The sequence below is a fragment of the Rothia sp. HMSC064F07 genome (genome assembly GCF_001837265.1).
In the GTDB taxonomy this organism is placed as follows: domain Bacteria; phylum Actinomycetota; class Actinomycetes; order Actinomycetales; family Micrococcaceae; genus Rothia; species Rothia mucilaginosa.
The window spans coordinates 1-17,044 of sequence record NZ_KV831920.1 but is presented as its reverse complement, the minus strand read 5'-3'; the positions used below and the strand labels follow the sequence as shown (position 1 = coordinate 17,044).

18 protein-coding genes are annotated in these 17,044 nt (G+C 57.3%); 13 read left to right on the top strand and 5 right to left on the bottom strand.

Annotation, left to right across the window (positions count from 1 at the left end; all coding sequences use genetic code 11):
* The 8 genes from HMPREF2712_RS00595 to HMPREF2712_RS00560 all read left to right on the top strand — a co-directional run.
* The coding region (locus tag HMPREF2712_RS00595) for a DUF1963 domain-containing protein (RefSeq protein ID WP_141762554.1) at positions 1-591 on the top strand (591 nt) is incomplete at its 5' end.
* Between the two features lie 338 nt (positions 592-929).
* Entirely contained in the window at positions 930-2,378 is a 1,449-nt protein-coding gene (locus HMPREF2712_RS00590) for an ApeA N-terminal domain 1-containing protein (RefSeq protein ID WP_141762551.1), read from the top strand.
* Between the two features lie 213 nt (positions 2,379-2,591).
* Positions 2,592-4,052: an O-acetylhomoserine aminocarboxypropyltransferase/cysteine synthase family protein gene (locus tag HMPREF2712_RS00585; RefSeq protein WP_005509182.1), complete on the top strand. Its 1,461-nt coding sequence runs from the start codon at positions 2,592-2,594 to the stop codon at positions 4,050-4,052.
* Positions 4,052-4,558 (top strand): CoA-binding protein, encoded by a 507-nt coding sequence (locus HMPREF2712_RS00580; RefSeq protein WP_005509183.1) that lies wholly within the window; start codon positions 4,052-4,054, stop codon positions 4,556-4,558. The genes HMPREF2712_RS00585 and HMPREF2712_RS00580 overlap by 1 nt, the downstream gene beginning before the upstream one ends.
* 298 nt (positions 4,559-4,856) lie before the next feature.
* A complete protein-coding gene (locus tag HMPREF2712_RS00575; protein WP_070818987.1) occupies positions 4,857-5,897 on the top strand; it encodes an Abi family protein in 1,041 nt (346 codons plus the stop codon).
* 447 nt (positions 5,898-6,344) lie between these two features.
* Complete coding sequence (locus tag HMPREF2712_RS00570; protein WP_070634270.1) at positions 6,345-7,160, top strand: transporter substrate-binding domain-containing protein; 816 nt, start codon at positions 6,345-6,347, stop codon at positions 7,158-7,160.
* 28 nt (positions 7,161-7,188) lie between these two features.
* Positions 7,189-7,863, top strand: coding sequence for an amino acid ABC transporter permease (locus HMPREF2712_RS00565; RefSeq protein WP_049346553.1), 675 nt, complete (start codon positions 7,189-7,191; stop codon positions 7,861-7,863).
* On the top strand, positions 7,856-8,605 hold the full coding sequence (locus HMPREF2712_RS00560; RefSeq protein WP_005507268.1) for an amino acid ABC transporter ATP-binding protein: 750 nt from the start codon (positions 7,856-7,858) through the stop codon (positions 8,603-8,605). The genes HMPREF2712_RS00565 and HMPREF2712_RS00560 overlap by 8 nt, the downstream gene beginning before the upstream one ends.
* A gap of 100 nt (positions 8,606-8,705) precedes the next feature.
* Here HMPREF2712_RS00560 and HMPREF2712_RS00555 read toward each other — a convergent pair whose 3' ends face one another.
* On the bottom strand, positions 8,706-9,497 hold the full coding sequence (locus HMPREF2712_RS00555) for a trimeric intracellular cation channel family protein (protein ID WP_070615454.1): 792 nt from the start codon (positions 9,495-9,497) through the stop codon (positions 8,706-8,708).
* Positions 9,498-9,771: 274 nt separating this feature from the next.
* Between HMPREF2712_RS00555 and HMPREF2712_RS09040 the strand changes: the two genes are divergently transcribed.
* Together HMPREF2712_RS09040 and HMPREF2712_RS00550 are read left to right on the top strand one after the other, a co-directional pair.
* Positions 9,772-9,945 (top strand): hypothetical protein, encoded by a 174-nt coding sequence (locus HMPREF2712_RS09040; RefSeq protein ID WP_168167383.1) that lies wholly within the window; start codon positions 9,772-9,774, stop codon positions 9,943-9,945.
* A gap of 42 nt (positions 9,946-9,987) precedes the next feature.
* Positions 9,988-10,632, top strand: a complete 645-nt coding sequence (locus HMPREF2712_RS00550) for an L-alanine-DL-glutamate epimerase (RefSeq protein ID WP_070818986.1) — start codon at positions 9,988-9,990, stop codon at positions 10,630-10,632.
* A gap of 150 nt (positions 10,633-10,782) precedes the next feature.
* On the opposite strand, the gene HMPREF2712_RS00545 is transcribed toward HMPREF2712_RS00550, so the two are convergent.
* From HMPREF2712_RS00545 to HMPREF2712_RS00535, 3 genes are all read right to left on the bottom strand, one after another.
* On the bottom strand, positions 10,783-11,181 hold the full coding sequence (locus tag HMPREF2712_RS00545) for a GNAT family N-acetyltransferase (protein WP_246828642.1): 399 nt from the start codon (positions 11,179-11,181) through the stop codon (positions 10,783-10,785).
* A gap of 188 nt (positions 11,182-11,369) precedes the next feature.
* Positions 11,370-11,900 carry an alkylhydroperoxidase, AhpD family gene (locus tag HMPREF2712_RS00540; protein ID WP_005507263.1) on the bottom strand — a complete coding sequence of 177 codons (531 nt, stop codon included), beginning with the start codon at positions 11,898-11,900 and terminating at the stop codon, positions 11,370-11,372.
* Positions 11,901-11,903: 3 nt separating this feature from the next.
* Positions 11,904-12,485 carry a peroxiredoxin gene (locus HMPREF2712_RS00535; RefSeq protein WP_005509190.1) on the bottom strand — a complete coding sequence of 194 codons (582 nt, stop codon included), beginning with the start codon at positions 12,483-12,485 and terminating at the stop codon, positions 11,904-11,906.
* Between the two features lie 226 nt (positions 12,486-12,711).
* Here HMPREF2712_RS00535 and HMPREF2712_RS00530 point away from each other — a divergent pair, with 226 nt between their 5' ends.
* Positions 12,712-13,344, top strand: coding sequence for a GNAT family N-acetyltransferase (locus tag HMPREF2712_RS00530; protein WP_070818984.1), 633 nt, complete (start codon positions 12,712-12,714; stop codon positions 13,342-13,344).
* A 65-nt stretch (positions 13,345-13,409) separates the two neighbouring features.
* Here the strand turns inward: HMPREF2712_RS00530 and HMPREF2712_RS00525 are convergent, their stop codons facing one another.
* A complete protein-coding gene (locus tag HMPREF2712_RS00525) occupies positions 13,410-13,727 on the bottom strand; it encodes an acylphosphatase (protein ID WP_070615466.1) in 318 nt (105 codons plus the stop codon).
* Positions 13,728-13,990: 263 nt separating this feature from the next.
* On the opposite strand from HMPREF2712_RS00525, the gene HMPREF2712_RS00520 reads away from it, so the two are divergent.
* Together HMPREF2712_RS00520 and HMPREF2712_RS00515 are read left to right on the top strand one after the other, a co-directional pair.
* Positions 13,991-15,574 (top strand): DHA2 family efflux MFS transporter permease subunit, encoded by a 1,584-nt coding sequence (locus tag HMPREF2712_RS00520; protein ID WP_070818983.1) that lies wholly within the window; start codon positions 13,991-13,993, stop codon positions 15,572-15,574.
* A gap of 337 nt (positions 15,575-15,911) precedes the next feature.
* Positions 15,912-17,039, top strand: coding sequence for a zinc-dependent metalloprotease family protein (locus HMPREF2712_RS00515; RefSeq protein ID WP_070615475.1), 1,128 nt, complete (start codon positions 15,912-15,914; stop codon positions 17,037-17,039).
* The last annotated feature ends 5 nt before the right edge of the window (positions 17,040-17,044 follow it).

The window sequence follows — 17,044 nt, the reverse complement described above, 5'->3', positions numbered from 1 at the left end:
GAGAACCCGCTCTCGCAGAAGAACCACCGCGTGGTCTACTACGAGACGCTGGGTGAGCCGAACCCGGATGCCCCGTTCCCGAACGTGGACTGGGACGAAGGCGGTTGGCCCATTGGTGGTTTCGACTGTGAGAGCGGCCCGCTTGAAATTGAGTACGGCATGACCTTTGAGGTACGCGAGCAGGGCGTGACCGCCTCCGGCTACGACTACTACGATGTTTTTGGCGCGAAGTGGGATGAAACCTACCCGGACGAGAAATTGCCCGAAGCGCACGAGAACCCGTACAAGAACCAGCCTCGCCGCGAAGCCCTCTACGAGCTGACGGAGCCTTTCGAATCGGAGGAAGAGTACTCCCACGTGGGCGGATACCCGTTCTTCGTGCAGAATGACCCGCGTGAAGAGTTCAAGGAGCTACGCGGCCACACGGTGAACCTGCTGACCATCGTCTCCGAATCGGAGAATGAGGAGAACGAAGACGAGGAGATTGAGATCATGTGGGGTGATGCCGGTTCGGCGAACTGGCTGATTACCCCGGAGGCGCTTGCCGCCCGTGATTTCTCGCAGGTCGTCTTTGAGTGGGCTTGCGGCTAAAAATTAGCGGTACAACTTTATGCAGGAATGTTGTGAATTTATTCTTCGCAACGTCATAACAGCATCATGACAAGTCTTGTCATGATGCTGTTATGATCTTGCGATGATGTTGTTATGATGCGATATTTTCCTCGCACCTTGAACCTTGAAAACCCCGGAATTGCAGGCTAAAACCGGGCATTCCTGTCGGTCTCATTGACCGCGCATCATAACAACCGTCATAACAACTTCTGTTATGACGGCTGATATGACCCGGCTTGGGATAGATAATTCTTGCATAAAAATTCTATATCTAATTTTGTTGGTTATTAATCTTCTTTAGAAAGGGGAGGTTGCAAATGTCTGATAATACTCTTGAGATTGGCCAGGTTAGAGTGGGGTGGTTATACCCTGATAAGGTCGAAGAAGGGGCAGGAATTCCCGCTACTCTAGTGCGCGAGGGACATCGAGTCCAGGCCCTTATTCCAGTGGAAGGCTGGCGCTCTTCAAATCCTGCAGCTCGTTGGGGGACTGAAGGGATTGTCTTTGATGATGACCCAGAGCGAACAGAATATCAGTATGAAGTTCCTGGAAATATGTATTTTATTGATAATCATGGCATGGTTCTCCTAATTGGATGTAGGGATTCTGGGTTCAAAAAGAAATTCATATCAGTCTTTCAGAGTCTTGGTGGGATTCTGCAGAAGATTTCGGTGGAGGCGGCAGTTTTTTCTTCCCGCGCGTATAATACGAATTCTTTTAATGGATATCGGACGGAAATTGAAAACCTCTCGCAGTGGTTTCAGATGAATACTATAAAAACGCGACCTGTATGCGAGCAAGTGGATGGCTTGTATCGTGTGAAGTCGGTTGAGACAAAAGCTTCATCCGCTGGTGAGATTTTAATTGATGAGTCGAGGGGACTGAAATTTAAATCCGACTTTACAGTTGTTCCTAATAGCTCTTCAACTAAAGTTGTGTATGAATCTCACGATGTTCTAGAGTCGTACCGTGATGAAATCATTCCGTTTACTAAAGGTATGAAAGAGCATGATGCTATTAGAGACTTACTGATGATTTCTTCATGGAGTGTTCATAAGTTTGTCTCGATTGCAGTCTCTCGTGATAACGACAGGGGAGACTTGGATGCTATCGCGTGGAGGAATGTTATTTCAGAGCGGTGGGAGACGACTAAAAATATTGATGTTGATAATAAAGAATTTATATTCACATACAATGACATTGAACCTGATGGGGTCAGAAAGTGGCTTGAGATTTCTGAAAAATATCCTCGTGCACTAAATCCGATTCTGTCTACTATTAGGTGGGAGAGTGGGACAGTTGAAAATGAACTCTTCAACCTATGTTCAGGTGTTGAAGCACTTGGGCGATATATTGCTCGAGATTACCCTGAAAAATCATTTGAAGACGGTGGTAGAGCTTATCTTAAAGATGCTTTGCAGAATATTATTAATCAGATTCCTAAAGGAATTTTACCCTACGTTAAGAAGGGTGAGGGGGGTCGGGAAGGGAAAGTGGTATATTTCCTTCCAGAGTGGGCTGATAAAATCAATAATTCCTATAATTCCGTGAAGCACTATGGGGATGAAGAAATTAATTATGACAATGTTCTTGAATCAATTGAAATGTTGAAGATTATTATTATCTCATGGGTTGGGGCGCAGCTAGGTGCTAATACTACAACTTTAAGGAACCGTCTAATTAGTAAGCAACGCCGATATGGAGAGCATCTTCCTGATCTCACTAGAGGGGGGTATAAGAAAGAGGCTACTAAGAAGTCAGAATAACGTATAGCCGTCGAGGGGCTGAAGTGTGCAACTTCAGCCCCTCAGTCACAGAACCACGCAGTAGCCCCCAGCGAAATCCAGCCCGTCATAATCCGCAATAAACGACATATAGGTACCCGCACTTGGTGCACCCCGCCGCCGGTGGCACAGTATAAAGTCGAGCCACTATCGACTCCCCGCACACAGGCGGGCAGATACACCAGGAGCAAACCAATGGCTGAACACACTTTCGGCTTCCGCACCCGCGCACTACACGCGGGCGGCACCCCCGACGCTGAACACGGTGCCCGCGCGGTCCCTATCTACCAGACTTCCTCCTTCGTCTTCAAAGACGCTGACGACGCCGCGAACCTCTTCTCCCTGCAGAAGTACGGCAATATCTACTCGCGCCTGTCCAACCCGACCGTCGCCGCGCTGGAGGAGCGCATCGCCTCCCTCGAAGGCGGCATCGGTGCGGTAGCGACCGCCTCCGGCATGGCTGCCGAGTTCATTACCTTCGCGGCTCTGTGCCAGCAGGGCGACCACATTGTGGCATCTTCCCAGCTGTACGGCGGCACCGTCACCCAGCTGGACGTGTCCCTGCGCCGCTTCGGCATTGAGACCACCTTCGTGCCCGGCACCGACCCCGCCGACTACAAGGCGGCACTGACCGAGAACACCAAGGCGATCTACACCGAGATCGTGGCGAACCCCTCCGGTGAGGTTGCCGACCTGGAAGGCCTCGCAGAGGTCGCACACGAGGCGGGCATCCCCCTGGTCGTGGACGCAACCCTGTCCACCCCCTACCTGATCCGCCCCATCGAGCACGGCGCGGACATCGTCATTCACTCGGTCACCAAGTTCCTGGGCGGTCACGGCACCACCCTCGGCGGTATCGTCGTCGAGTCCGGTCGTTTCAACTGGGGTAACGGCAACTTCCCGTCCATGACCGAGCCGGTTCCCTCCTACAACGGCGTGTCCTGGTGGGGTAACTTCGGTGAGTTCGGTTTCCTGACCAAGCTGCGTTCTGAGCAGCTGCGTGACTTCGGTCCGTCGCTGAGCCCGCAGTCCGCGTTCAACCTGCTGCAGGGTGTTGAGACCCTGCCGCAGCGCATGGATGCGCACCTGGCGAACGCTAAGCAGGTTGTCGCCTGGCTGGTTGAGGATCAGCGTATCGCCTACGTGAACTACGCTGGCTTGGAAGACCACCCGCACCACGAGCGTGCGAAGAAGCTGCTGCCGCTGGGCGTCGGTTCTGTGTTCTCCTTCGGTGTGAAGGCGACCGAGAAGGCTTCCGGCCGCCTGGTTGGCGGCGAGTTCATCGGTGCCCTGCAGCTGGCAAGCCACCTGGCGAACATCGGTGACGCCCGCACCCTGGTTCTGCACCCGGGTTCGACCACGCACCAGCAGCTGACCGCTGAGCAGCTGGCTGCTGGCGGTGTTGGTGAGGACCTGATCCGCATTTCCGTGGGTCTGGAAGACGTTGAAGACATCATTTGGGATCTGGATCAGGCGCTGACCTACGCAACCGGCCTGAACCACGCCGGTGAGCGTGTGGGCGAGTCCAGCGCAGACAAGGTTGTGGAGGCTGAGGAGGCGGTCGCCGCCGCTAAGGCCGCCGAGGACGCTGCCGCCGCTGAGGCTGCTGCTGGCGCATCCTGCTCCCTGCCTACTACCACTCAGGAGGAAAAGTAATGACTGAGAAGCGTACCTGGGTGGGTCCTTCCGCCCCTGAGCGCCTGAACATTCTGCGTAATACCCGCACGATCGCGATTGTGGGTATGAGCGATAAGATTTCGCGTGCCTCGTACTTTGTGGCAACGTACCTGCAGTCGGCGTCGCCGTACAAGCTGTATTTTGTGAACCCGATTCTGGCGGCGAAGGGCAAGCTTGTGCTGGGTCAGCCGGTGTACCCGTCGCTGCAGGACCTGCCGGAGGTTCCGGATCTGGTGGAGATTTTCCGCCGTAATGAGGACCTGCCGGGCGTGGTTCAGGAGGCTGTGGACCTGGGCGCTAAGACCGTGTGGATGCAGCTGGGCTCCTGGAGCGAGGAGGCTGCCGCGATTGGTGAGGCTGCTGGCCTGAACGTGGTGATGGATAAGTGCGTGAAGATTGAGCATGCGCGTTTCCACGGTGGCCTGCACCTGGCTGGTTTCAACACGGGCGTGATTTCTTCGAAGCGTCAGGTGCTGTCGAAGTAAGCAGCCTGTGCTGTGTAAGCCGCTGCGGCTTGTAATTACAAAAAATCAGGCGCTCGTTAGCGTTTGAATGGAAGGGGCGTACCCGGGGTGATTCCCGGGTACGCCCCTCCTTCTTTGATGCTGACGCAGTGATATAAGCAACCATAAGATGACCAGGGAAAACGCCCAGATTCCTTGAGAGCGTGTAGCTCCAATGTTATTGTTGTAGTAACAGTCCCCCCTCCGCCTCTGATTCAAGCGCATCTCGAGGGGGTCCTTTTTTATGTTCGGTTCTACGGCGAACCGAGTAAGGAGAGCAGTGGTTTTGCCCAAGGAATCGTGCGTATTTCTGCCTTCAATAGAGGACCAGAAGGAATACCTTGTTGCTAAGAGGTATTTTCCTCAGGGAACGACCCTGAGCGATGATGACCGAGACATGCTTGCATGCTCTAATTTCCACTACCTTCTGGGATACTTTCGTAATTACAACAAATACAAGAGCGAGGGGCTTCTACCCGAAAACTCAGGCATCTCGGATGTTTTAAATCTTGTGCGCATGGATGTGAAGGTCTCTTCCCTCCTGTACGGGTACATGAGGCAGAGCGAACAAGCGATTCGAGCTGCATGGGTGGACGTATTCTGCACTTATCGTAGCCCCCATGAGTACCTCAACCCGAATGCATATATCTGCATGAATCAGGACAGACCAGTAGATGCGCTCATCAAAGATATGATGCGGCATATCCTGCGATACCGTGAACCGTATGTTCGCGAGCGTATTGAGGAGTGGTGGAAATCCTGCGGAAAAAGTTCCTCTAAAAACCCCTCTGAAAACTTGGATGACTGGGAAGACGTTGAGGAGCTTCGAGAGATGATGCAAAAAGAGCTTCCCCTGTGGTCTGTTGTCGATTCGTTTTCATTAGGGCTTCTCTCCCATGCCGTGGTCCAAAGTTATGCTTCAGGAACTATCCCCGAGTCCGGAGACGCTGAAAAGCTGCTGCTCTACAAAAAGACAGCAGAGCGTATGGGAGTGAACCATAAGCACTTTGAGGGCCGTCTAAAGTCTCTGACCACTCTGAGAAACCGTGTAGCTCATGGTTCTCGCCTCTGGATGATGCCGACGACTGATACCTCTGCAAAGCCCAAAATTTTTGCTAAGGACCTCCGCGAGGCGGACCCGAAAGGTATGTTGGTCAGCTTCGCTAACGTTGCTCTTTTGCAGGGAAACACCCGTCGTCAGCGGGAAGCGTGGAAAGCGATAAAAGCTTTAGTGGAGCAGGATGAAAGTTACAGTATCGGGGTGGGATCACGGAAGATTTTTAACGTGATGGCCATTCCTGCCGCTGGCCTCGCATTATGACGCTGGCGTTCTCACGGGACTGAGGGAGGGGGCGTACCCGGGGTGAGTCCCGGGTGCGCCCCTCCTTCTATGCTCGGTGTAGTGCCGGGTGTAGCGCCCGACAGGGCATCCGGCGTGTTTGGGCGAGATTGAGGGCGCAGCATCGCCCCTAGTGGAGGGCAGTTCAGCTTTAAGGTAAACCTACCCTTATGTTCTGGGGTGCTGAGCCGGTATCCTAGTGTGGAGCCCGGCGGCCGGTACTCAGCACACACGCGTACCGACCGCCGGGTTTTCCTCTCTTGCAGATTGTGACGGAATATTACGTTGAATTCTTTCCCACCGGGAATAGCTGTACGATAGCCAGCGTTGCACCCGCAGAGAGGGGCACACCGCACGATGCCCCGGGTTACCGCAGGGTGACAACCCGCAACTACAAGAGCATCAACCACCACACGAAAGAAGAACACTATGTCCGCAATGATTAACCGCCGCACCGTCCTCGCAGGCTCCGCATTCACCGGCCTGGCTGCACTGCTCGCAGCGTGCGGTTCGTCCAGCAGCACCGCATCCAGCACCAACAAGCTGGAGGCTATTAAGTCTGCCGGCAAGATCCGTGTGGGCCTGGAGGGCACCTACCGCCCCTTCTCCTTCCACGACTCGAACGGCACCCTGGTCGGTTTCGAGAAGGAAATCATCGACCTGGTCGCTAAGGACCTGGGCGTGACCGCAGAGTTCACCGAAACCCCCTGGGATTCCCTGATTGCCGGCGTGGACGCTGACCGCTACGACATCGTCATCAACAACGTTTCTGCAACCGACGAGCGTAAGCAGAAGTACGACTTCTCCGTACCCTACCTGTACTCCGAGCCGAAGGTCGCCGTGAAGAAGGATTCTTCCCTGCAGAACGTGAGCGAGATTTCCGGCCACTCCTCGGCGCAGTCCGAAACCTCGAACTTCCGCAAGATGGTGGAGGCGAAGGGTGCCTCGATCGTGGTTGTTTCCGGTTTCGATGAGGCTATCGAGCAGGTCCTCTCGGGCCGTGCAGAGATGACCGCGAACGACTCCGTGTCCTTCGCTGAGTACTTCAAAGAGCACCCGGACGCTAACCTGCGCCTGCTCTCCGGTGACCTGGGCACCGGTAGCAACTCCTCCATCCTGCTGCCTAAGGGCCAGGACGCCCTGCGTAACGCTATCGACGAGTCGCTGAAGAAGCACCTGGAGAACGGTGACATCAAGGCGATTTACGAGAAGTACGTGGGCGAAGACCTCTCCCCGAAGAACTAACACTCTCATAAGGAGCTGAGTTCCGCGCATGGAACGCTACCTCAACCTCTGGGCAGAATCACTGCCGCAGCTGCTGACCTCGACGGTGGCAGTGACCATTCCGCTATCGCTCATCTCCTTCGCGCTGGCGCTGCTGGTGGGCATCATCTCCGCCGGCGCGCGCACGAGCCGCTTTGCACCGGTGAACTGGCTGGCCTGGCTGTATATCTGGGTCTTCCGCGGCACCCCGCTGCTGGTTCAGCTGTTCATCGTCTTCTACGGCCTGCCGAAGGTCGGTATCGCTCTGGATGTGTGGAGTGCCGCAATCATCACGATGAGCCTGCACACCGGCGCGTACGTGGCGGAGACGTTCCGCTCCGCGGTGGCGGCCATTCCGCGCGGCCAGTTTGAGGCGGCGGCAACCCTGAACTTCACCCGCATGCAGACCCTGCGCCACGTGGTCATTCCGCAGGCGGTGCGCATCGCGCTGCCGAACCTGGGTAACAACTTCATCGACCTGATTAAGGGCACCTCGCTGGTGTCGGTTATTTCAATGGTTGACCTGTTCCAGACCGGTAAGCAGATTGCTTCACGCACCTTCGAGCCGCTGGCAATGTACTCCGAGGTCGCCATCATTTACCTGGTGATTTTCACTCTGCTGACCGCCGCGCAGTCTGCGCTGGAGAAGTACAGCAACCGTTACGTAAGGAGCAACAATGCTTAGCGTTGATTCCCTGTCGAAGAGCTTCGGCGATACGCAGGTGCTCAAGAACATCAGCCTGGACATCCCCGACGGCGAGACCACGGTTATTCTGGGCCCGTCCGGTAGCGGTAAGTCCACTCTGCTGCGCTGCCTGAACCTGCTGGAAACCCCGCAGTCCGGCACGCTCACCATTGACGACGCGCAGGTGGACTACAGTCAGAAGCTCACCGACGCGCAGGTGCGTGATATTCGTTCCCGTTCGGCGATGGTGTTCCAGCAGTTCAACCTGTTTCCGAACTACACGGCGTTGAAGAACGTGGCGCTCGCCCCGACCCTCAACGGCACCCTGAACGCTCAGCAAGCGCAGGAGCGTGCCCGCGAGCTGCTGGCGAAGGTGGGTCTTGCCGACAAGGTAGATTCCTACCCGGACGCTCTCTCTGGTGGTCAGCAGCAGCGTGTGGCGATTGCCCGCGCCTTGGCGTTGGAACCCTCCTACCTGCTCTTTGATGAGCCGACGAGTGCGCTGGATCCCGAGCTGGAGGCGGAGGTGATCCGCGTGCTCATGCAGCTGGCGAAGGAGGGCCGCTCCCTGGTCATCGTGACGCACAATATGGCGTTTGCGAAGAAGGTTGCGGATCGTATCGTGTTCCTGGAGAACGGTACCCTGCGTTATAACGGGGAGCCGACCGGTTTCTTTGCTTCGGATGATGAGCGTATCCGTAAGTTCTTGACGGTGTACGACAGCACCGAGTACACGATTTAGCCGTACTGCACATAGTAAATATGGGCTGGCTTCTGCCGGTCAGATAATCATCTGACGAGCGGAAACCATCCCATATTCTATATTCAGCATATATTGGTTTTTACTCTGAAAGACCCTTAGAGCGGCGGTACTCCTCCAGTTGCTCAGCATTAATCACCTCAAGCTGTTCAGTGAGCGGAGCACCAGGGGCCCAGCCCTCATTAGCAACGGCACGGTCCTCCTGCTTACCAAAAGTGAAGAGACGCGGGCGAGGCACACGCAGCTCAGCCGGGGTAGTCGGCAGCTGCCAATTCTTCATATGGGAGAGCACACCAAACACCAGACACAAGAAAATAGACAGTGCCATCGCAAGGTTCGGGCGGTGGAGCAGGCCCGTCACGAGGGCGGTCTCGGTGGCACCCACAAACGCGACTGTCGCATACAGGGAGTTACCGCCAAAAATCGCCGGAATGCGGTTGACCATAATGTCACGGATAACGCCGCCACCGACCGCGGTGGTCACACCCAGTGCAATAGCGGGCAGCCAGTGCAGGCCCAAGTTCAGGGACTTAATGGTGCCGGTTGCCGCCCACGCGCCCATACCGATGAAGTCAATGATGAGCATGGTTCGGGTCGCCCAGCGGGCACTCAAATCGATACTGTACGCCAGAATCGAGGAGCCGATAGCACCCACCCAGTAGCCGCCGTCGGTGAGCGCCACGGGCAGACCAGAGTTCAGCAGGATGTCACGGATCATACCACCGCCCATGCCGCAGGCGACCGCGAGCAGCAGGAAGCCCACGATGTCGAATCGGAAGGCGCGCGCCACAGCACCGCCGAGCAGGCCGTTAGCAACAACGGCGGCAATGTCGACGATGCGGAATACCTGATCTGGGTCAAAGAGCTCGTGCATGGGCGTTCTCCTGCGTACGTGATGCGTGTGCTACGGGTGCCGGTAGGGGGAGGCGCGCGCAACGGGGGGGGTCGGGTGACGACGTTATCACCGCATCCGGCTCTGTCTGCCTGTGCGCGTACCTGAAATGGCACCGATTTATTGTAGACCCGCCGCCGCCTCTGCTCCTAGTTGAAAGGTGCTCATGACGAGCTCTGAGACGTAACGGAGAAGCTTGTGGACGCGCTAAAAGATGGGCGTAGAATGAGTGAATCTCCACCCCCAATGTTCTGTCATGATTGTTTTTGCGCTGGGTTCTTTCCAGTACGGTAGCGGCATCATTTCTTCGCTACTGCTGGCGTTGAGCCCCCTGAACGCGGTGGAGTCCATGGCGGTGATGATGCTTGCCGGCACGGCGCTGTCGGCGCTCATGGTGTGGTTGCCTTCGCGTAGCCGGAACGCTCGCTAAGCTGGGACTAGACGAAATCTGCGTAAGGTGAAAGGAGCCGCTGTGGCGGTATCTCGCGGCGAAGTTTTCGGGGTCCTGCAGGGGATTGTACCCCGTCTGGAGGAGGCGCTTCCCGGCTGGTCGGTGCGCCCCAACATCACGGGTACCGGCGCGGTGGGGCTCTACCTGGACGGCCCCGCAATCTACCGGGACGGCGAGCCCCTGGCCGGCGTGAACGTCGAGGGTGAGCCGGTCGCGCGGCACCTGTGCGGCACGATTCAGACCGCCGACCGCGGCCTGCCGCAGGAGCTCGGGCAGGTGCGCTACCAGTACATCCTAGGTGTGAGCGTGGCGGAGCACGAGAGCGAGTATCCCGAACTGGCCGACCTGGCGAGCGTGGAGGAGCCGAGCTGGGTTCCTGCGCTGAGGGCACTGGAGGCTCTAGTGGAGTCCGAGGGTCGCGAGACGCTGTTCATCAGTCGCGGCGGGTACGTGCCCGGCCGCCGCGCCCTGGGTAAGCGCCGTGTGGCGCTGCGGCGCGAGTTCTTCCCCGGTAAGCCCTGGCTGGGTTTGGGTACGATTGACTGGTGTGCGGGCGTGCGCTCGACCCCGGTGTACGCCGAGGATCTGGTGGCTCTGGTTGCCGCGGCGACGCGCCTGGCGAGTAGCTGGGATACCGCCCTGCGCACTGGCTCGGCGACCAGCTGAAACAAAAGCAGGTACAACAAAGCGGCGCATCCGACCCGAAAAGGGAAGGATGCGCCGCTTCTGTGTAAGCTCTGACGCTTAGTGGGTTTAGCCCAGCGTCTCAGCCAGCTTGAACGAGTCAATCCGTATCAAGCCGCATGCGATATTGCCTTATCGATAGTATGCAAGGGTGATGCATCCTGCCGCCTCTACGGGGGCGTAACCGTAGCGTTTGTAGAGCGCAATGGCGTGTTCACTCGCAACGTCGGTAGTAATGAGTCGCTGTCGAATGTCTTCTCGGTCAAAGTCATCAATGACACGCTTTAGAAGCGCAGAACCAACGCCCTGACGCTGGGCGTGCGGATGCACCAAAAGGTCCTGAATGTAGGCGATAGAGTGACCGTCCCCGACGGCGCGTACTAGCCCGATGAGCCGTCCCGTTCCTTCAGGCGTTGTCTCTCGTGCGGTGTAGAGATACCGCGACCCTTCCAACATCGGGAGGAGGCGTTCGGGCGTTTTGGTATAGGCGCTCCAGCCGACAGAATCGTAAAGCTCAGTGAGTTCTTCCACGCTGGGAAGGGGGCTGGTGGAGCCCAAAATACAGTACCGCATACAGGCATTGTATAGCGCCAAATCGGAGGAGTTAGGAAGCTGCCGCCCAACACGTTGCGGGGCTTGACGCGCACATAAAAGCGGCGCATCCGACCCGTAAAGGGGTGGATGCGCCGCTTCTGTGTAAGCTCTAACGCTTAGTGGGTTTAGCCCAGTGCCTCAGCCAGCTGAATGCCCTGTGCCACGCCACCGAGGGTTGCAGCAATACGGATCAGGTCGTTGACCTGCTCCTTGGTTGCGCCCTCTTCACGCAGGGTGTGCTCGTGAGCCTCAACGCAGTGGGAGCAGCCGTTGACTGCGGACACTGCCAGAGCGAACATTTCGAAGTCCAGCTTCTCAATGCCACCGTTCTTACCGATGATCTGCATACGCAGGTTTGCGCGCTGGTCATCGTATGCACCGTTCAGGAAGCCACGGGTGCGGTAGAAGATGTTGTTCATGCCCATGATGGATGCAGCACCCAGAGCAGCCTCGTAAGCGGTGTCGCTCAGGTGCTCCTTAGCCTCTGCAGCAATCTCAACAACGACAGAGTCAACCTTGGTTGCTGCTGCGGTTGCGAGGATTGCGCCCCAGAGCTGCTGCTCGGTGAGAGAGCTAATGCGGGGCAGGGAGGACAGGTTGAGGTTCATGTCCTTCGCGTAGGAAGGCAGAGCCGAACGCAGGTTATCGATGCTCATGGATTACTTCATCTCCTTGAATGCGTCGATGGTTGCTGCACCCTTCTTCCAGTTGCATGCGCACAGCTCGTCGGACTGCAGTGCGTCCAGCTGGCGGAGCACCTCGTCGGTGTTACGGCCGACGGAGTCAGCGGTAATGGAGACCGACTGGATGGTGTTGTGGGGGTCGATGATGAAGGTTGCGCGGTCTGCAACGCCGTCCTTGTTCAGGATGCCCAGTGCTGCGGTCAGTTCGCGCTTGAGGTCGGATGCCATGACGATGGGCAGGTCCACGAGCTCTTCGTGGGAGCGGCGCCATGCGTAGTGGGTGTACTCGTTGTCAACGGAAACACCGATCACCTGGGTGTCGCGTGCCTCGAACTCGTCAGCGAGCTTGCCGAATGCTGCAATCTCGGTGGGGCAAACGAAGGTGAAGTCCTTCGGCCAGAAGAAGACGACGCGCCAGGTGTCTTCGTCCAGACCCTCGGAGGAGACGGTGGTGAAGTAGTCTTCGGGCTTGGTTGCTTCGATGTCAGCCAGCTTACCGGGGACAACGCCGGTGAGCTCGTATGCGGGGAACTGGTCGCCGATGGTCAGAACTGCCATAGTGTTCTTCTTTCTGCTTCGTGCCGCGCGGATTCGTTGCGCGGCGCTTGTTCTAAGTGGTGCCCATTGGGCGGGCTCGATAACTATTTTATTATGAATAATTCATAATAATCAAGTGATGACGCATTAAAACAGAAGTGTTTAACTATGATTTGCATCACCGAGCATTCTAGGATGTTCACAAAAGCTTTTCCGACGCACAAACCCGAGGGTTTAAGCTCGAATCATGACCCCCGAACACAGTAACTTCTCAGAACACAGCGAACATGCAGAGCCCAGCCAGCCCGAACTCATTACCGAACGCCTCACCCTGCGCCACCTGCGCGAGGCGGATATCCCCGACATCGTAGAAGCCTGCCGCGACCCGCAAATGATTCGCTACACCCGCGTACCGCTAAACTACACGCGCGCCGACGCTGAGGACTCCCTACTCACCACCGCCCGTCAAATTGCCGCCGGGCAAATCCAGCGCTGGGCGATTGACGCCTCCGGTGTGTTCGCGGGGAGTATCGAGCTGCGCCTACCTGACGGCACCCCCGAAAGCCCCGGAACCCGCGCCGAACTGGGCTATTACACCGCCCCGAAGGCGCGCGGCAAGGGCTATATGACCGAGGCGCTGCGAGCCGTCCTCGGCTACGCTTTCGACCCGCTCGGGCTGGGTCTCGAGACTGTCCGCTGGACCACCCTGGCGGGTAACGAGGCCTCCGAACGTGTGGCGGTTAAAGCGGGTTTCACCGGCATCTACGACGATATTGACCCGAACTCCGGTCGCCCCGATGAGAACGGTCACCCGGTGCAGCATCGGGTGCGCCGCGCCGATATGACCCGCGCGCAATTTGCGGCGCTCTGGGCTAACTAAACTGCGCTCTGGACGTAACGTGCACGGGGTTGAGCGCGAGCCCATGAGAAAGCCCCGCAATCTAGCTACCTGATGCCGAAGCCGCGGAACGAGCCGTTCGGCTCCTCCCACTCGACGAGAACCTCATCCACGCGCCCGGCGGTGTCGTCACCGCGCAGCACATCCACCAGGCGAGCGCAGGAGGCAGCGGTACCCTCCGCAACGACCTTCACGCGTCCGTCGTCGAGGTTCTCGGCGTAGCCGGTTAGGCCCATGGGCTTGGCGGTTCCGGCGCACCACCAGCGGAAACCCACGCCCTGCACTTTACCGCTGACGAAAGCGACGAGGCGGATTTCGGCGGGTTCTGCCGGGGTGCGATTGGTGAAGAAATCAAAGAAACCCATGGGTCCTCCCGGGGTCGTCTCATTGAGGGTGGTCTGATGGGGGTGAGCGCCGGTGGCTGCGCTCTGATAGCTTCTATAGCTTCAGTCTAGAGGGTTCGGGTGCCTTCTGCCTGGTTGCCGGGCGCACACGCCGTGAAGAGCTGAATAAGGCTAAAGCAACCGGAGCTGCACCCATAAGGGGAGTAAGATGGGGTGATATTTATCAGCGGTAACGCTGAAGACACAGACATCTACCCGCATACAACCCATCCCCTGGAGGACCATTGAGTTCACGCCCTAAAAAAGCGCCTCTCGTCGGTAACCCGGCGAAGACACCCTACAAGCCCTGGCCTGCTCTCTGGTCCCTGGTTGTTGGCTTCTTCATGATCCTGGTGGATGGCAATATCGTCACCATCGCCCTGCCGCACATGCTGCAGGATCTGGAAGCATCCCTGTCGGCGGGTATGTGGGTGACGAGCGCCTACCTGCTGGCGTATGCGGTGCCGCTGCTCATTACCGGTCGTATGGGTGACCGCTTTGGTCAGAAGAACCTGTACATGATTGGTATGGGTATTTTTACGCTCGCCTCCCTGTGGTGTGGTCTGGCGCCGAATGTTGAATCGCTGATTACCGCCCGCGTGGTGCAGGGCCTGGGTGCGTCGCTGATGACCCCGCAGACCATGTCTCTGATTACGCTCATGTTCCCGCCGAATGCGCGCGGTGTCGCCATGAGCATTTGGGGTGCGACGGCGGGTATTGCCTCGCTGATCGGCCCGATTCTGGGCGGCGTGCTGGTGGATACCCTCGGCTGGGGCTGGATCTTCTTCATCAACATTCCGGTTGGCCTGGCCGGCCTGTTCCTGGCGTGGCGTAATGTGCCGGTGTTCGAGCAGAAGAAGCACAGCTTCGATTGGTTGGGCGTGGTGCTTTCAGCGGTCGGTCTGTTCCTGCTGGTTTTCGGCATTCAGGAAGGCGCCACCTACGACTGGGGCACCATCACTGACTCGTTCATGGGCACCGGTGTTCCGGTGAGCGTGTGGGGCCTGATTATTGCCGGCATTCTGGTGCTGGGCCTGTTCATCGGGTGGCAGGCTATTAACCCGCGTGAGCCGTTGGTTCCGCTGAGCCTGTTCAGTGACCGTAACTTCTCCGTGTCGAATGTGGCTATTTCCGCTATGGGTGTGGTCGCTATCAGCATGGCGTTCCCGCTGACCCTGTACCTGCAGCAGGTTGAGGGCCTGGACCCGACCCAGGCTGCGCTGATGACTGCGCCGATGGCGTTGTTCTCGGGCGTGTTGGCGCCGGTGGTGGGTGCGCGTCTGAACCGTAACGACCCGAAGTGGATTGCGGTAATTGGTTTTACGCTGATGGTTGTTGGTTTTGCTCTGCTCCGCCCGACGATGGTTGCGGAAGGCAACCTGTGGCTGATGGTTGGCCCGATGATTATTCTAGGTGCGGCGAATGCCTGCATTTGGGGTCCGCTGTCGGTGTCGGCGACCCGTAACCTGCCGCCGCAGCGTGCAGGTGCCGGTTCGGGCGTGTACAACGAGACTCGCCAGATGGCGTCGGTGCTCGGTTCGGCTGCGATTACGACCATCATGGCTTCTGCGATTACCTCGCACCTGTCCGCGTTGGGTCCTGCCGCTGCAGCGGGCGGTAGCTCTCACGGCGGTGCTGGAGGCGGCGTCCTTCCGCAGATTCTGCGTGAACCCTACGCGGCGGCAATGGCGGATTCCATGATGCTTCCCCTGGTTGCCGCAGCAGTGGGCGCGGTCGTGTGCCTGTTCTATGCCTCCATGAAGACCTCCGAGGCGAAGGGTGCCGCACAGAACGCTGCACGGAACACTGAGGCAGAAAACACTAAATAGAGGCTTATCAGAACGGTTTTACGTCATATTTGGTGCATAAACCTGAAAAATGGTGTTATACCGGGAAAATCTAGATGCACTCTGTGTATGATGATGCGGATTATTGTTGCCCTGAGGTGTCAAAACCTCGTGAGGGCGCAATGACCCGCTGTTCTTTTAAGCGGCATCCTGTACCACCATGTTTGTATGGGATGCCTCACCGCAGCGCACATATATACACTCTCCGCATAGACTGTGCCCAATGATCCAATAATTCACTCAACGCTGCCTCCGGCAAACATATAATCACGAGGGTCCTCGCGCGCATTTATGCGACCGAATACGAGAAGAGATACAAATGGCTTTCTCATTTTCTACCCGCGCGGCACGTACCGCGCTCGCCTCGGCGGCGATGCTTGTGCTCAGCTTGGTTGCTGTCCCCGCAGCGCAGGCGTATAACCCCGATATTGATGGCGACGGAATCGGTAATATTTTGGAGATGAGGGGGTATGACGGCAACCGTGACGGCAAACTGGAGATTGACTACCCAGGCATGGGCGCCAACCCCTTGAAGAAGGACCTCTTTGTCGAGATGGACTACATGCCCGGTCTGCTTGCTAGCGAAGAAGAGCTCGACCGCATCACCGAAATCTTCGCGAATATGCCGATTCGCAACCCCAACGGAACCACCGGTATCAACCTTCACCTGGATGCCGGTAACGCCCGCAGCGCCAAGTACAACCTCGGCGGTGGTAACGAAGTCCCCTACCAGCAACTGGATAGCACCATGGAGAAGTGGTACGAGATCCGAAGGGCTAATATGGACCCGGACCGTGGACCTGCCTTCCACTACATGATTTGGGGTGACGCCCACGATGAATACGGGTCCTCAGGACTGGGTTACATAGGCGGTCTAGGGTTCGTCGTGACTGTGGGTCCGCGCTTCTGGGGCAAGTCCGCAACTTCCGATGTTCGCGTGGCGACCTTCGTGCACGAGCTTGGCCACAACCTCGGCTTGCGTCACGGTGGTACCGAGGATGTGAACTACAAGCCGAACTACATGAGCATCATGAACTACCGTTACCAGCTTAGGGGCATAGAACGCCCGGACGGCACGAAGTACTTCGGCTACTCGACCCGCGTCTACAAGGACCTGGACGAGAACAAGCTGGACGAGAAGACCGGCTTTGGTCGCAATGCCTACGGCCTGTACTATAGGGGAGCTCCCGCCTGGGAGGCTATCGACTTCAATCGCAACGGCAAGATTGATGACGAGCCGGTGTCGGTCGACCTTAACCGTGATGGTGAGAAAACCATCCTGACCGCACCGAATGACATGAAGAATATAAAGCTGCCGGCTACTGATGTGGATTATAACGAGGACGGTGCGAATTCTTCCGAGCAGAAGTTCTCTGGAGAGATTGAAGAGAACGAGATGACCGCCGACCGTGCGCGTGCCGAGGGTCTGGTTCCCGCGAAGGACTAGCCTCT